At 55.9% G+C, this 15,277-nt stretch carries 14 protein-coding genes; 6 read left to right on the plus strand and 8 right to left on the minus strand.

Annotation, left to right across the window (positions count from 1 at the left end; translation table 11 throughout):
* Window positions 1-24: 24 nt before the first annotated feature.
* The 4 genes from ACNT1W_RS05920 to ACNT1W_RS05935 all read right to left on the minus strand — a co-directional run bounded on the left by ACNT1W_RS05920 (window position 25) and on the right by ACNT1W_RS05935 (window position 6,453).
* A complete protein-coding gene (locus ACNT1W_RS05920; RefSeq protein ID WP_012005251.1) occupies window positions 25-1,416 on the minus strand; it encodes an amino acid permease in 1,392 nt (463 codons plus the stop codon).
* A 100-nt stretch (window positions 1,417-1,516) separates the two neighbouring features.
* Entirely contained in the window at window positions 1,517-3,052 is a 1,536-nt protein-coding gene (gene hutH, locus ACNT1W_RS05925; protein ID WP_419246515.1) for a histidine ammonia-lyase, read from the minus strand.
* Complete coding sequence (hutU, locus tag ACNT1W_RS05930; RefSeq protein ID WP_419246516.1) at window positions 3,049-4,740, minus strand: urocanate hydratase; 1,692 nt, start codon at window positions 4,738-4,740, stop codon at window positions 3,049-3,051. The genes hutH and hutU overlap by 4 nt, the downstream gene beginning before the upstream one ends.
* Window positions 4,741-5,115: 375 nt before the next feature.
* Window positions 5,116-6,453, minus strand: a complete 1,338-nt coding sequence (locus ACNT1W_RS05935; protein ID WP_017891638.1) for an MFS transporter — start codon at window positions 6,451-6,453, stop codon at window positions 5,116-5,118.
* A 323-nt stretch (window positions 6,454-6,776) separates the two neighbouring features.
* On the opposite strand from ACNT1W_RS05935, the gene queE reads away from it, so the two are divergent.
* The 3 genes from queE to ACNT1W_RS05950 are packed head-to-tail and all read left to right on the plus strand — an operon-like array spanning window position 6,777 to window position 8,167.
* Window positions 6,777-7,448: a 7-carboxy-7-deazaguanine synthase QueE gene (gene queE / locus ACNT1W_RS05940; protein ID WP_419246517.1), complete on the plus strand. Its 672-nt coding sequence runs from the start codon at window positions 6,777-6,779 to the stop codon at window positions 7,446-7,448.
* A 25-nt stretch (window positions 7,449-7,473) separates the two neighbouring features.
* On the plus strand, window positions 7,474-8,001 hold the full coding sequence (locus ACNT1W_RS05945; protein ID WP_115183274.1) for a hypothetical protein: 528 nt from the start codon (window positions 7,474-7,476) through the stop codon (window positions 7,999-8,001).
* Entirely contained in the window at window positions 7,976-8,167 is a 192-nt protein-coding gene (locus tag ACNT1W_RS05950) for a hypothetical protein (RefSeq protein WP_115183273.1), read from the plus strand. Before ACNT1W_RS05945 ends, ACNT1W_RS05950 begins: the two co-directional genes overlap by 26 nt.
* A gap of 42 nt (window positions 8,168-8,209) precedes the next feature.
* On the opposite strand, the gene queD is transcribed toward ACNT1W_RS05950, so the two are convergent.
* On the minus strand, window positions 8,210-8,569 hold the full coding sequence (queD, locus tag ACNT1W_RS05955) for a 6-carboxytetrahydropterin synthase QueD (protein ID WP_012005257.1): 360 nt from the start codon (window positions 8,567-8,569) through the stop codon (window positions 8,210-8,212).
* A 437-nt stretch (window positions 8,570-9,006) separates the two neighbouring features.
* Here queD and cysJ point away from each other — a divergent pair, with 437 nt between their 5' ends.
* The 3 genes from cysJ (at window position 9,007) to ACNT1W_RS05970 (ending at window position 13,327) form a co-directional block, all read left to right on the plus strand.
* Window positions 9,007-10,806 (plus strand): NADPH-dependent assimilatory sulfite reductase flavoprotein subunit, encoded by a 1,800-nt coding sequence (gene cysJ / locus ACNT1W_RS05960; protein ID WP_419246518.1) that lies wholly within the window; start codon window positions 9,007-9,009, stop codon window positions 10,804-10,806.
* Window positions 10,806-12,521: an assimilatory sulfite reductase (NADPH) hemoprotein subunit gene (gene cysI, locus ACNT1W_RS05965; RefSeq protein WP_419246519.1), complete on the plus strand. Its 1,716-nt coding sequence runs from the start codon at window positions 10,806-10,808 to the stop codon at window positions 12,519-12,521. The genes cysJ and cysI overlap by 1 nt, the downstream gene beginning before the upstream one ends.
* Window positions 12,522-12,592: 71 nt before the next feature.
* Window positions 12,593-13,327 (plus strand): phosphoadenylyl-sulfate reductase, encoded by a 735-nt coding sequence (locus ACNT1W_RS05970; RefSeq protein ID WP_012005260.1) that lies wholly within the window; start codon window positions 12,593-12,595, stop codon window positions 13,325-13,327.
* 38 nt (window positions 13,328-13,365) lie between these two features.
* Here the strand turns inward: ACNT1W_RS05970 and ACNT1W_RS05975 are convergent, their stop codons facing one another.
* From ACNT1W_RS05975 to ACNT1W_RS05985, 3 genes are all read right to left on the minus strand, one after another.
* Window positions 13,366-13,692, minus strand: a complete 327-nt coding sequence (locus ACNT1W_RS05975; RefSeq protein ID WP_115183271.1) for a type II toxin-antitoxin system RelE/ParE family toxin — start codon at window positions 13,690-13,692, stop codon at window positions 13,366-13,368.
* 11 nt (window positions 13,693-13,703) lie between these two features.
* A complete protein-coding gene (locus ACNT1W_RS05980) occupies window positions 13,704-13,979 on the minus strand; it encodes a hypothetical protein (protein WP_012005262.1) in 276 nt (91 codons plus the stop codon).
* A 91-nt stretch (window positions 13,980-14,070) separates the two neighbouring features.
* Window positions 14,071-15,144 (minus strand): aminopeptidase, encoded by a 1,074-nt coding sequence (locus tag ACNT1W_RS05985; protein WP_112362956.1) that lies wholly within the window; start codon window positions 15,142-15,144, stop codon window positions 14,071-14,073.
* Window positions 15,145-15,277 lie beyond the last annotated feature (133 nt).

A 15,277-nucleotide genomic window follows, 5' to 3' on the forward strand; every position in this document is an offset into this window, starting at 1 on the left:
CCCGGGAACGGCGGGCTCGTGAGATTAATACTGTGGTGAGGACGTGACGGGTGAACCCCCGCCTTTTTTACGTACCCACAACCAGTAAGCCAGGGTAAGGAAGGCCACCCACACCAGCCCGACGTACAGGGCAATGCGGCTGTCTTCGAAGTAACCGAGCAGGCCGATAACGAACAGCATAAATATCGTTGCCAGCGCCGGTGCGACCGGCCACCACGGCACCGGGAAACTCAATTTGCTGACTTCTTGCGGCGTCAGCGTACGGCGCATGGCAATCTGCGATAGCAGGATCATCAGCCATACCCAGACGGTGGCGAAGGTGGCGATGGAAGCGATGATCATAAATACCTGTTTCGGGATCAGGTAATTGAGCACCACGCCCAGCAGCAGGGCGACCGACATCACCAACACCGTCATCCAGGGCACGCCATTGGAGGTCAGTTTGGAGAAGCTTTTCGGTGCCTGACCATCCTGCGCCATGCCGTACATCATGCGGCCTGCGCCGAAGATGTCGCTGTTAATGGCGGAAATGGCGGCGGTGATCACCACCACGTTAAGTACGTTGGCGGCCGAGCTGATGCCCAGATTGCTGAAAATCTCAACAAAGGGGCTGCCGTTCTGGCCGATGCTGTTCCACGGATAGATAGCCATCAGCACCAGCAGCGTCAGCACATAAAACAGCAAAATGCGGATCGGTACGGCATTGATCGCCTTCGGCAGTACCTTCGCGGGGTCTTTTGCCTCGCTGGCGGTAATGCCGATGATCTCAATGCCGCCGAAGGCGAACATCACCACCGCCAATGAAGCGACCACGCCGCCGATGCCGTTAGGCATAAAGCCGCCGTGCGCCCACAGATTGCTGATGCCGGTGGCGTGCTGAGCCTGGCCAAAACCAAACAGCATCACGGCACCGCCGCCGACTATCATCGCCACAATGGCAGCAACCTTGATCAGCGACAGCCAAAACTCCATTTCGCCGAACACTTTCACGCTGCACAGATTGAGCGCACCGATAAACATGATAATGCTGAGTACCCACACCCATTGGGCGACGTCCGGGAACCACAGCCCCATATAGATGCCGAAGGCGGTCACGTCCGCCAGGGCGACAATCACCATTTCGAAGGTATAGGTCCAGCCGGTGAGGAAACCGGCCAGCGGGCCAAGATAATGGCTGGCGTAGTGGCCGAATGAACCGGAAACCGGCTGATGCACCGCCATTTCCCCCAGCGCGCGCATCACCATAAAGACCGCCGCGCCGCCCACCAGATAGGCCAGCAGCACTGCAGGACCGGCCAGTTGGATCGCCCCGGCGGAGCCATAGAACAGCCCGGTGCCGATGGCGGAGCCGAGTGCCATAAAGCGGATATGTCGCGCGTTTAATCCGCGTCTGAGTTGTGGTGTTTCGTTATGCATGTTGCTTCCCGTCGAGTTTTTACGGCAGAACAGGCACGCGCTATCCGCACCGGGCGGATAGCGCCCGGTGGGACAGAACAAACTGCGTGGTAGGTTTTATTTATGCCTGGCTAGGCAGCAGTGCTGCAGGCATTAGCGAGGTCAGGTGACCGGCCGCCAACAGCTGGCTGGCGGCTTCAATGTCGGGAGCGAAGAAACGATCCTTGTCGTAGTAACTGACTTGCTCGCGCAGTGTGCGGCGGGCCTGCTCCAGGCTTTCGGTGGTTTTCAGCCCTTTACGCAGATCCAGCCCCTGACAGGCTGCCAGCCACTCGACGGCCAGAATGCCGCGAACGTTATCCGCCATTTCCCACAGGCGACGACCGGCGGCCGGTGCCATGGAAACATGGTCTTCCTGGTTGGCCGAGGTCGGAATGCTGTCGACGCTGGCCGGGTGCGCCAGCGCTTTGTTTTCGCTGGTCAGCGCCGCGGCGGTCACCTGGGCAATCATAAAGCCGGAGTTCACCCCGCCGTTGTCCACCAGGAAAGGTGGCAACTGCGACATGTGTTTATCCATCATCAGCGAGATGCGGCGTTCGGACAGTGAACCGATTTCGGCAAACGCCAGCGCCAGATTGTCGGCGGCCATGGCGACCGGTTCGGCGTGGAAGTTACCGCCGGACAGTACGTCGCCTTGGTCAGCAAAGACCAACGGGTTGTCGGAGACGGCGTTGGCTTCGACTTCCAGCACTTCGGCGGCCTGGCGAATTTGCGTCAGGCAGGCGCCCATCACCTGCGGCTGGCAGCGCAGGGAGTACGGATCCTGCACTTTTTCACAGTTGCGGTGTGAATCGGACACTTCGCTGCGCTCGCCCAGCAGATGGCGGTAAGCGGCGGCGGCGTCGATCTGACCACGCTGACCGCGCACGGCATGAATGCGCGCATCAAACGGGCTGCGTGAACCCAGAGCGGCTTCCACCGTCAGGCTACCGGTGACCGTTGCCGCGGCGTACAGATCTTCCACGTCAAACAAACCGCGCAGGGCAAAGGCAGCGGAAACCTGGGTGCCGTTCAGCAGTGCCAGACCTTCTTTGGCCGCCAGCGTCAGCGGTTTCAGGCCCGCTTTGGCCAGCGCTTCGGTGGCAGGCAGCCATTCGCCCTGATAACGGGCCTTGCCTTCACCCAGCAGCACCAGGCTCATGTGTGCCAGCGGTGCCAGGTCACCGGAGGCGCCTACGGAGCCTTTCAGCGGGATATGCGGATAGACTTCGGCGTTGACCAGCGCCATCAGCGCCTCGATCACTTCCAGACGGATGCCGGAGAAGCCGCGCGACAGGCTATTGATTTTCAGCACCATAATCAGGCGCACCAGATTGTCGTCGGTGGGCGCACCGACACCGGCGGCATGCGACAGCACGATAGAACGCTGCAGGTCTTCCAGATCTTCGCGGGCGATGCGGGTGGATGCCAGCAGGCCGAAACCGGTGTTAATGCCGTAGGTGGTACGGTTTTCCTCAACGATACGTTCAACGCAGGCAACGCTTTTCTGGATATCTGCGTAGGCGTTGTCGTCCAGAGTCAGGGTGACCGGGTGTTGATAAATTTCACGCAGTTGCGCCAGTGTCAGTTGGCCTGGGCGAATAGTCAGCGCTTTCATGCTTTGTCTCCTTGAGTCGCAGCCACCATCGGCAGGTTCAGACCTTGCTCGCGGGCGCATTCAATGGCGATGTCGTAACCGGCATCGGCGTGACGCATTACGCCGGTGGCCGGGTCATTATGTAATACGCGGGCGATGCGTTCTGCGGCTTCATCGGTGCCGTCACAAACGATAACCATACCGGAGTGTTGGGAGAAGCCCATGCCGACGCCACCGCCGTGGTGCAGGGAAACCCAGGTCGCGCCGCTGGCGGTATTGAGCAGGGCGTTGAGCAGCGGCCAGTCGGACACGGCGTCTGAGCCGTCTTTCATTGATTCGGTTTCACGGTTCGGGCTGGCAACCGAGCCGGAGTCCAGATGGTCACGGCCGATGACGATAGGTGCGGACAGCTCACCGCTGCGGACCATTTCGTTGAACGCCAGACCCAGTTTGGCGCGTTGGCCCAGACCGACCCAGCAGATACGTGCCGGCAGACCCTGGAAGCTGATGCGCTCGCGTGCCATATCCAGCCAGCGGTGCAGATGCTCGTCATCCGGGATCAGTTCTTTAACCATGGCGTCGGTTTTGTAGATGTCTTGTGGATCGCCAGACAGTGCGGCCCAGCGGAACGGGCCAACGCCGCGGCAGAACAGCGGACGGATATAAGCCGGTACGAAGCCTGGGAAATCAAAGGCATTGCTGACGCCCATTTCTTTCGCCATTTGGCGAATGTTGTTGCCGTAGTCGAAGGTTGGCACGCCCATTTTCTGGAACGCCAGCATGGCTTCAACGTGTTCGGCCATTGACTGCTTGGCGGCGATAACCACCTGAGCGGGTTCGGTCAGCGCACGCTGACGGTATTCTTCCCAGCTCCAGCCCTTAGGCAGGTAGCCGTTCAGCGGATCGTGGGCGCTGGTCTGGTCGGTGACCATGTCCGGACGCACGCCGCGGCGCACCAGTTCCGGCAGAACGTCCGCCGCGTTACCGCACAGGGCGATGGAGATGGCTTTGCCTTCAGCGGTGTATTTCTTGATGCGGGCCAGTGCGTCGTCCAGATCTTTGGCCTGTTCATCGACGTAGCGGGTTTTCAGGCGGAAATCGATGCGGCTCTGCTGGCATTCGATGTTCAGCGAGCAAGCACCTGCCAGCGTGGCAGCCAGCGGCTGTGCGCCACCCATGCCACCCAGACCGGCGGTCAGTACCCAGCGGCCTTGCAGGCTGCCGTCATAATGTTGGCAACCCGCTTCGACGAAGGTCTCGTAGGTGCCCTGGACGATGCCCTGGCTACCGATGTAGATCCAGCTGCCGGCGGTCATCTGGCCGTACATGGCCAGGCCTTTGGCATCCAGTTCGTTAAAGTGTTCCCAGGTTGCCCAGTGAGGCACCAGGTTGGAGTTGGCGATCAGCACGCGTGGCGCGTTGCTGTGGGTTTTGAATACCCCAACCGGTTTGCCGGACTGCACCAGCAGGGTTTCGTCGTCTTCCAGGGTTTTCAGGGTAGCGACAATTTTGTCGTAGCAATCCCAGTCACGCGCGGCGCGGCCGATGCCGCCGTATACCACCAGCTCGTGCGGATTCTCCGCCACTTCAGGATCGAGGTTGTTCATCAGCATGCGCAACGGCGCTTCGGTCAGCCAGCTTTTTGCATTTAATTTTGTGCCGCGTGGCGCGCGTACTTCGACATTGCGAACTTTGTTATTTGCAGTCACAGCATTTTCCTCAAACAGTATTGGTGCAGAATCCCATAACGCGGTGGGGTGAATCACCACGCCATAACAATGCGTAGGGTTTATTAACATATACTTGTATGTACAAGCATATGCAACACCGACCAGTGGATGCCAAAAATGGCATAAGAGAAAGTTATTTTTGTTATTAATCAATGTGTTGTTATTTAATCAGACGTTGTGGCCATTAGCTGGGCAGGGGAGAACAGTGAGCTATTCAACAAAAATGAATTAAAAATGGGTCAATTTTGCGCGTCTAATCACAATAAATTTACATACCTATTACAAGTTAGGCCCTGTGATAAAAAAGTCCTATATCTGAAAGCAAAACGCCCGCCAGAGGGCGGGCATTTTTCTTTATGCAGCAGGCTGTAATACCGCTCTGCGGGTCATTTTGAATACCGTGGCGATAGCGGCGATCAACGCCGGCACGCACAGGAACATCAAAATACTCTGCACTTCCCACTGCATGGCCAGCAGCTGCGCTCCCATCATGGTGCCCGCCACGCCACCAAAGCGGCCGATGCCCTGCATCCAGGCAATGCCGGTTGCGCGACTGTGGGTGGGGTAGAAGGTCGCCGCCAGCGTTTGCAGGCCGGACTGCGCGCCGTTCATGGTAATCCCCATCAGGAAGATAAAGGTGCCCAGCAGCACGATATGGCTGTCCTCGGTGGCCATCGCCACGATCAGCAGCGCGGTAATGACAAAGCCGCTCGACACCACCTTATGGGCATTCCAGCGATCCATCAGCCAGCCGGCCACCAGAATGCCAAGGGTGCCGCCGAAGGTGAACAGCGAGGTCAGGATCGCCGACTGCTCCAACTGATAGCCCAGCCCCTGCATCAGGATAGGCATCCAGCTCAGCAGCACGTAATAAATTACCAGCCCCATAAAGTAGGTCAGCCACAGCATCAGCGTGCCGGTCAGATAAGGCCGGGTGAACAACAGGCCGACGCTGGTTTTCGACTGTGCCAGTTTCTCTTCATACAGATAGAAACGCGTGACGTTATCGAGATTTTGGCTGACAAAGCGCTGGGCAATGCGTTTGATTTTGATCGCGTCTTTGCCGCGGTTAACCATGTACTTCACCGATTCCGGCAGGAACAGGATCAACAATACCGTCAGCACCAGCGGAGCGATCGCTCCCAGCAACAGCACGCTGTGCCAGCCATAGGCCGGGATCAGCCATGACGAAATCGCTCCGCCGCCTGCGGCACCCAGAGGGAAACCACAGTACATGGTGTTAATCGCCAATGAACGGCAGCGCTGCGGTGCATATTCGGAAATCAGCGTGATGGCGTTCGGCATTGCCGCTCCCAGCCCCAGACCGGTGAGAAAACGCCACAGCGTCAGGCTATTGAGTGAGCCGGCATAGGCGGTGGCCAGGCTTGAAAGACCGAAGAACAGGCATGAAAACACCAACACCCGTTTGCGGCCGATTCGGTCGGAGATCGGTCCGGCAACCAGTGCACCGAGTGACAGGCCCAACAGGGCGGCGCTCAGTACCGGGCCGAGATCCTGTTTTACAATGCCCCAGTCTTTGGCGACCGAAGGGGCGATATACCCCATGGCCGCGGTGTCGAAGCCATCAATGGCCAGGATCAGGAATCCCAAAATGATCAAGGTCCAGTGAAACAGCGAGAATTTGCTGTCGTCGATGGCCTGCTGAATATTTAACTCGGTGGAATGAGCCATGGCACCCTCTAAACGCAGATGTGATTGTGGTGGATGAACCGCCGAAACTGGCGTCCGGCTTGTGCTTGCCTGTATATACATCTGCGTGCGAGCGATTTATGTCAAATATATTTATCTTATACGTTAATTAAATGTTGTTTTTGCGAAGCAGATTACACCGTCAGTGCAAGGGACTGGTTCAGTAAACTAATTAAATGAAGCCGATAGCCGGTGAGATCGGCTGGCCGCCGAGCGCTGGATAAAATTTAATACAATTTCGCCCGTTTGGTCGCCGGGCCGGAATCTGCGATAATCTCTTTTTACCTTTCCAGATTGAGAAACCGATGCAGTACCCGATTAATGAAATGTTCCAAACCTTGCAGGGCGAAGGCTTTTTTACCGGCGTTCCGGCCATTTTTATCCGCCTGCAGGGCTGCCCGGTAGGATGCAGCTGGTGCGATACCAAACATACCTGGGAAAAGGAAGCCAATCGGGAAGTCGACATGCAACGGATTTTAGTGAAAACCGAAGAGAGCGACGCCTGGGGCAGTGCCAGCGCCGAGCAGTTACTGGCGGTCATTCGCCAACAAGGCTACACCGCGCGCCATGTAGTGATCACCGGCGGTGAACCCTGCATTTACGATCTGACTCCGCTGACTGAATTACTCGAAGAGCATGGCTACGGTTGCCAGATTGAAACCAGCGGCACTCACGAGATCCAATGCTCGGCGAAAACCTGGGTAACGGTTTCACCCAAGGTGAATATGCGCGGTGGCATGAAGGTGCTGAGCCAGGCTTTGCAGCGCGCTGATGAAGTGAAACATCCGGTCGGACGTGAGCGTGATATTGAAGCGCTGGATGCGCTGCTGGCGACGCTGCACGATGAGAAGCCGCGGATTATAGCGTTGCAGCCGATCAGTCAGAAGGAAGAGGCGACCCGCCTGTGTATTGAAACCTGCATTGCGCGCAACTGGCGCCTGTCGATGCAGACCCATAAGTATCTGAATATCTCATAAAAAAGTTAACCAAGGATGGTTAGGATTGAAAAGAGAAATTGCTTGGGAAGAACCTTTTGATGACAGCTATGGCCCCGGATTTATTACCAGAATGTTTGTTGTTTCTGGTAGGGTCTATGCAGTGGGTTTTGAGGAAATCTACAACGATCAACAATTGGTAAATAAAGGTATTCATATCAACGCCGACATACCTGATTTCCAATTTCCTGATGCGGGAATGTGGGCTGTCGCATTTGATCAGGTTGAAACGGCTGAAGCGTGGGGGGGTTACAACCACGTGAGATTACCTGGATTATTGGCCGGTAAGGTGCTGCTTAAAGTTGCCAGGTCAATTATTGAGCATTACTATGTATCAAATGCAGGTGCTTATGTTTTCAGTGCTGCACTGGACCGAGAGCATGAGAGGAATGTGGATCTCGTAAGCATTTATAATGGTTTCTTGGGATTAGGCTATAAAAGAACGAAACCGTTGGTCGCACTACCTAATATGAAATGTTATGGCAATCTGGGTGAAGGAGGGAGAGGATATGTCGTCACTACAGAAAGTTACTGATGCTGCAACTCTGGAGCGTTTGTCTTTAGACTTGGGTTCCAAACTTCACGCAGCGGCCAGAGACATCATGAAGAAGAAGTTACAAACTGGCGAATATCAAATGATCAATGGGCGTATTGTTTCTGTTGATCATAAGCGCAGTAAAAAAACTGTTGTAGAGGTTTGAAACAGGACATTTTGTAGAAGGGCGCCATAGGGCGCCCTTTCTTTAGCCTTTATACACGCATCCGGCGGTACAGGTTTCTTTCACCATCACCGCAGTCAGCTCCGGCAACTGGGGTTTAAGCTGCTGCCAAATCCAGGCGGCAAGGACTTCGCTGGTGGGATTTTCCAATCCTGGAATATCATTGAGATAATTGTGATCCAGGCGCTCCCAGATTGGGGAGAACACGGCTTTAAGCTCGGCGAAATCCATCACCCAACCGGTGTGTGCATCCACTTCACCGGTCACTTCCAGACGCACCATAAACGAATGCCCGTGCAGACGGCCGCATTTATGGCCCTCCGCTACGTTCGGCAAGCGGTGTGCGGCTTCAAACTGAAAATCTTTAAACAGCGTGGTTGCCATTATTACGGCCTCATTGACTCAAAAACCGCCGAAGTTTACCGGAAACGGAGCTTTCTTGCCATTTATACCGCTTTGGTCTACCGGTAGCGCTGTCAAAGTTGGCTTAACACTTTTTTTGTTTGGTCCTTGATAGACCTATCGGTTGGGGTAATGAGCGGTAAATGCGATTCATTCAATAAGTGTCAAAAAAACGGTTTAATTTTCATGTAGATAAAAAAGTCCGCTTAGCGCTTTAAGCACTATCCGTTACCAGAAAAACAGCTTAGTCATTTTAGTTATTATTTATTGCTATCCCTTATTTAATCGTTGCCAATCGGCTGGGTAACCTTACAAACTCTCCTGATCTTTTCAGGACCGCAGACCGAACGAAAAAATAGCGGCTGACACTGGCGAGCACCTGGCTGGATAGGTGCCATGTATAGGAAATAAGTACTGCAATGACGACTCAGGCACCTCCAACATCTTTGCTCCCGCTGACGCCCGAACAGCTGGCGCGCCTGCAGGCGGCGATTGGTGAATATTCACCAACGCAGCTGGCGTGGCTGTCAGGTTATTTCTGGGGAATGGTTAATCAACAGCCTGGCAGCGTTGCCATTGCGCCGGTGGCTTCCGCTGCCGCCAGCATCACGGTGATCTCTGCTTCGCAGACTGGCAATGCACGTCGCCTGGCGGAACAGCTGCGCGACGATCTGTTGGCCGCCAAGCTGAGCGTCACCCTGGTGAATGCCGGTGACTACAAGTTCAAGCAGATTGCCCAGGAACGCTTGCTGGTGATCGTCGCCTCCACGCAGGGAGAAGGCGAGCCGGCGGAAGAGGCGGTTGCGCTGCATAAATTCCTGTTCTCAAAGAAAGCGCCCAAGCTTAACGAAACCGCGTTTGCGGTCTTCGGGCTGGGGGATACTTCCTACGAAAACTTCTGTCAGTCGGGCAAAGACTTCGACGGCAAGCTGGCCGAACTGGGTGCCGAGCGCCTGGTCGAGCGGGTGGATGCCGACGTGGAATATCAGGAACTGGCCACGGCCTGGCGTAAACAGGTAGTGGAAGTGCTGAAAGTCCGCGCGCCGGCGGAAAATTCCGCACCGGGAGTACTAGCCAGCGGCGCAGTTGACCTGCTCGATAGCAGCCCATACAGCAAAGAACAGCCGCTGACCGCGCAACTGGCGGTGAAGCAAAAAATTACCGGCCGTGCGTCAGATAAAGACGTACGCCATATCGAGATTGATCTGGGCGATTCGGGTCTGCGCTACCGACCGGGTGACGCGTTGGGCGTCTGGTTCGATAACGATCCTGCGCTGGTAGACGAACTGGTGCAACTGCTGTGGCTGAAAGGCGACGAGCCGGTGGAGGTCGAAGGTAAAACTCTGCCGCTGGCGCAAGCGTTGCGCAGCCATTTCGAATTGACGCAGAACACTACGCCGATCGTCGACAAATACGCGGCGCTGTCGCGCGACGAGAAACTGATTGGCCTACTGGCAGATAAAGCCGCGCTGCAGCATTACGCGCACAACACGCCGATTGTCGACATGGTGCGTCAGGCACCGGCCGATCTCAATGCCGAACAGTTGATTGGCCTGTTGCGCCCTCTGACGCCGCGTCTGTACTCCATCGCCTCCTCGCAGGCTGAGAACGAAAACGAAGTGCACGTGACCGTCGGCGTGGTGCGCTACGACATTGACGGTCGCGCTCGTGCCGGTGGCGCTTCCAGCTTCCTGGCCGATCGCCTGGAAGAGGACGGTGATGTGCGGGTGTTCATCGAGCACAACGACAACTTCCGCCTGCCAGCCAACCCGGAAACGCCGGTGATCATGATTGGCCCTGGCACCGGCATTGCGCCGTTCCGCGCCTTTATGCAGCAACGTGACGCTGATGGCGCCGGCGGTAAGAATTGGCTGTTCTTCGGCAACCCGCACTTTACCGAAGATTTCCTGTATCAGGTCGAATGGCAGCGCTATGTGAAGGATGGCCTGCTGACTCGTATCGATCTGGCCTGGTCACGCGATCAACAACATAAAGTCTATGTTCAAGACAAACTGCGCGAACAGGGCGCGGAAGTGTGGCGTTGGATCCAGGAAGGCGCGCATATTTACGTCTGTGGCGATGCCAACCGCATGGCGAAGGACGTGGAAAACACATTACTGGAACTGGTGGCCGAGCACGGTGGTATGGATACCGAGCTGGCGGATGAATTTTTAAGTGAGCTGCGCCTTGAGCGCCGTTATCAGCGAGATGTTTACTGATGAGTGATAAACACCCGGGGCCTCTGGTGGTTGAAGGCAAATTGGCCGATGCCGAGCGTTTGAAGAAAGAAAGCAACTTCCTGCGTGGCACCATCGCTGAAGATTTGAAGGACGGTTTGACCGGTGGTTTTACCGGTGACAACTTCCTGCTGATCCGTTTTCACGGCATGTACCAGCAGGACGACCGTGATATTCGCGCCGAACGCGCCGAGCAGAAGCTGGAGCCGCGCCACGCGATGATGCTGCGCTGCCGTCTGCCGGGAGGGATTATCTCTCCCCAGCAATGGCTGGGCATTGATAAGTTCGCGCAGGAAAGCACCCTGTACGGCAGCATCCGTATCACCAACCGCCAGACCTTCCAGTTCCATGGCATTTTGAAGGGCAACGTGAAGCCGGTTCACCAACTGTTGGGCCGCCTGGGGCTGGACGCGCTGGCTACCGCCAACGACGTTAACCGTAACGTGCTTTGTACTTCTAACCCGGTGGAGTCAGAACTGCATCAGGAAGCCTACGAGTGGGCGAAGAAGATTTCCGAACATCTGTTGCCGCGCACCCGTGCTTACGCGGAAGTGTGGCTGGATCAGGAAAAAGTGGCGACCACCGACGAAGAACCGATCCTCGGGGCGACCTATCTGCCACGCAAGTTTAAAACCACGGTGGTGATCCCGCCGCAGAATGACGTTGATCTGCACGCCAACGACATGAACTTTGTGGCGATCGCCAAAAACGGCAAGCTGGTGGGCTTCAACCTGCTGGTGGGCGGCGGTCTGTCGATTGAACATGGCAACAAGAAAACTTATGCGCGCCAGGCCAGCGAGTTCGGCTACATCCCGCTGGAGCACACGCTGGCAGTCGCCGAAGCGGTAGTGACCACCCAGCGCGACTGGGGTAATCGTACCGATCGTAAAAATGCCAAAACCAAATACACGCTGGAGCGCGTAGGGGTGGATACTTTCCGCGCCGAAGTAGAAAAACGGGCAGGCATCACTTTTGAGCCGATCCGCCCGTATGAATTCACCGGTCGCGGCGATCGCATTGGTTGGGTGAAAGGTATTGATAGCCAATGGCACCTGACGCTGTTTATTGAGAACGGCCGGTTATTGGATTACCCGGGGCGTCCGCTGAAAACCGGCGTTGCCGAGATCGCGCGGATCCACAAAGGGGATTTCCGCCTGACGGCCAACCAGAACCTGATCGTCGCCGGTGTGCCGGAAAGCGAGAAGGCGAAGATCGAAGCTCTGGCGCGAGATCATGGTCTGATCGACGATGGGGTCAGCGTACAGCGCCAAAACTCGATGGCCTGCGTATCCTTCCCGACCTGCCCGTTGGCAATGGCGGAGGCCGAGCGTTTCTTGCCGGAGTTCGTCACCAAGGTGGAAGGGATCCTGCATCGGCACGGCGTGGGGGATGAGCACATCGTATTGCGCATCACCGGCTGCCCGAATGGCTGTGGCCGCGCACTGCTGGCGGAGATTGGCCTGGTGGGTAAAGCGGTAGGTCGCTATAACCTGCATTTGGGCGGTAACCGGGAAGGCACGCGTATTCCGCGCATGTACCGAGAAAATATTAACGAAGAAGAAATTCTGCGAGAGATTGACCAACTGGTGGGCCGTTGGGCCACCGAGCGCACGGCAGGCGAAGGCTTTGGTGATTTCACCATCCGCGCCGGTGTGGTCAGGCCGGTGGTCGATCCGGCACAGGATTTCTGGGACTGACGCCATTTGGCCCCGCTGGCACAGGGGGCTGGATCTGCGCGGTATGATTCAAGCATCAGGAGGCAGGCAACATGGCTGAATTCAATCTGGCGGAGCTGAACGCGCTGCCCAAATCAGGGCAGGCGTTGTCACTGGCGGTGGTTAATGGTCAGTTGGAAACCCTTTCTGCCGAGCAACGTGTGGAATGGGCGCTGGAGCATTTGCCGGGCGAGTTTGTACTCTCTTCAAGTTTTGGTATTCAGGCGGCGGTGTGTTTGCATTTGGTGACCAGGATCAAACCGGATATCCCGGTGATCCTCACCGATACCGGCTATTTGTTCCCGGAAACCTATCAGTTTATCGATCAATTGGCCGACAAGCTGAAGTTAAACCTGCAGGTGTTCCGCGCCGAACAGTCACCTGCCTGGCAGGAGGCACGCTACGGCAAACTGTGGGAGCAGGGCGTTGAGGGCATTGAGAAATACAACCAAATCAACAAGGTTGAGCCGATGAATCGCGCGCTGGAAACCCTCGGCGGGCAGACCTGGTTCGCTGGCCTGCGTCGCGAACAATCGGGCAGTCGTGCTCACTTGCCGGTGTTGGCAGTGCAGCGCGGAGTGTTCAAGATCCTGCCGATTATCGACTGGGACAATCGAAAAATATATCAATACCTGACCGAGCACGGCCTGAGTTACCACCCGCTGTGGGAGCAAGGCTATCTGTCGGTAGGAGATACCCACACTACGCAGAAATGGGAACCGGGCATGAGCGAGGAAGAAACCCGCTTCTTCGGCCTGAAGCGTGAGTGCGGCCTGCACGAAGGCTAATGTAAACTTCCAAGGGCTCGGCATTGGCTGGGCCCTTGTTAATTTAGCAGCATATGTCGCCAGAGTGCCGCACCGATATCTTGGCGGGTATGTAAAATCAGTAGAATATCTACGCGATTTTCTGTCACTTCATACAGCGTGCGGTAGTCGTGACGATCCAAACGTTCACGTACTGCCAGGCCAAACTCGGCTAACTGAGCGTTATAACGGCAGCGTAGTGGGTCAACGCGCAAATGTTCGAGATTTTCGGCAAATATCGCATCAACGAATCTTGCCGCCCCTGGTGGGCCAAGAGTGATGGCTTTAAAGGACTCAATATCACTGAGGCACTGCAATGCGGTATTAGTGAGGTGAACATCATACATGGTGGTGATCCTTACCCCCGTGATGCGCGTAACCTTTGTAATGCCTCTTCAGCAGAAAGTGTTCTGCCTTCAGTGACATCCTGTTTAGCCTTCAATGTTAGTTTCAGCAACGCATGTGTTTGCCGTTCTCGTTCCCAGGCAGCCAGCTCTTCCTGGCGCTCGGCTGCAGTTTGAACGAATAATTCAGCGGTTCCATTTCTCGTCACCCAAACACCTCCCTTGAAAATTTCGGGAGAGCCGAGGCTTTCCCGCGTCGCTTTCTGCGACAGGGTCTTTTGTGTGCTCATCAGTCGGGCTCCTGCTGCGAAATCCTGGCAACAGTATACTCAGTCGAGCATTGGGGTACAAAATTTGTACTGAATTTTACCCCCGATACGACTACTTTTTCTTTGGCGCTTTAGGTGGATGCGCCTGCGCCAGCTCTTTGATCAACGGCAGCAGGATCTGCACGCTCTCGCGGCTGCGTTTATCGATCCGTCCTGGCAAATTACGTTCCAGGTATTGCAGATTATCGTACTGCGGGCGGTGCCAACTTATGCCCTGTGGGAAGTGCGGGCTGACGGCACGCTGCTGATAACCGTCTTTCTTGCCCAACGACCAGTTGGTGGCTTCGACGGACAGCACCGGAATACCGGCTTTATCAAACACCTCCTGATCGGAGCAGCAGCCGGTGCCCTTCGGGTGCGCCTGGCTGCCTGGGTTAGTGGCGGCGGTAATGCCATAGCGGTGGGCGATGTCCAGTGCACGATCGCGGCTCTGTTTCGCCAACTTGGGTGGCGTGTTGTGGCCAGCGTTGAAATACAGTCGATCGCCGGTGATCAGGCTGTCGAGGTTAATCACCAGCACAGTATTGCGTTTTTCTTCCGGGCTCATACGTTGCAGATAGTTCTGCGCCCCCAATGAGCCGATTTCTTCGGCGCTGGTGGCAACAAAGCGCAGGCCATAAGCCGTGGGGATGTTCTTCAGGCGCTCTGCCAACTCCAGCATTACACCGATACCGGAGGCATTGTCATCGACCCCCTGTAGCGTCAGGCCGCCGAGGTTGTTATCCAGGTCGGCGTCGCTTTGTGGCGTATAGGTATCAAAATGCGCCACGATCAGAATTTGCTGCGGATTGCTGCCATTTTTAGCGGCGATCACCGAGCTGGCGGTAACATTATTCCAGTTCTTTTTACCGTCTTTACTGGTGTAGAGATAACGGGTATTGAAGCTGCGGATATCGCTCTGATAACCCATCTTGCTGAACTGCTGGTTTAGATAGTCTGCGGTGAGCAGTTCGGCCGGGCTGCCTGCCATACGGCCGGGGAAATAGGTAGCGATATGGCGGATTTGGTCAGCGGCGAATTTACCCATCGGGAGATCTTTCGCGGGCTGTGTGGCGGCAGAAACGCTGAAAACACCGCCGAGCACTGCCACCAGCAGGCCGGCCTTTAGATAAAAGCGGGAAAACATACCGAAAAATCCTTCTTTTTAATGTCGGTAATACCGATTCTTTTTGCGGCCCTCAGTATGAGACTCGGCGGCAGATTAAACAATTTCCACCGCTCTGAAATTTTAGCTGCACAGGCAAAATTTCGGTGCTGTG

The organism is Serratia sp. NFX21 (genome assembly GCF_048517035.1).
Lineage (GTDB): Bacteria > Pseudomonadota > Gammaproteobacteria > Enterobacterales > Enterobacteriaceae > Serratia > Serratia quinivorans.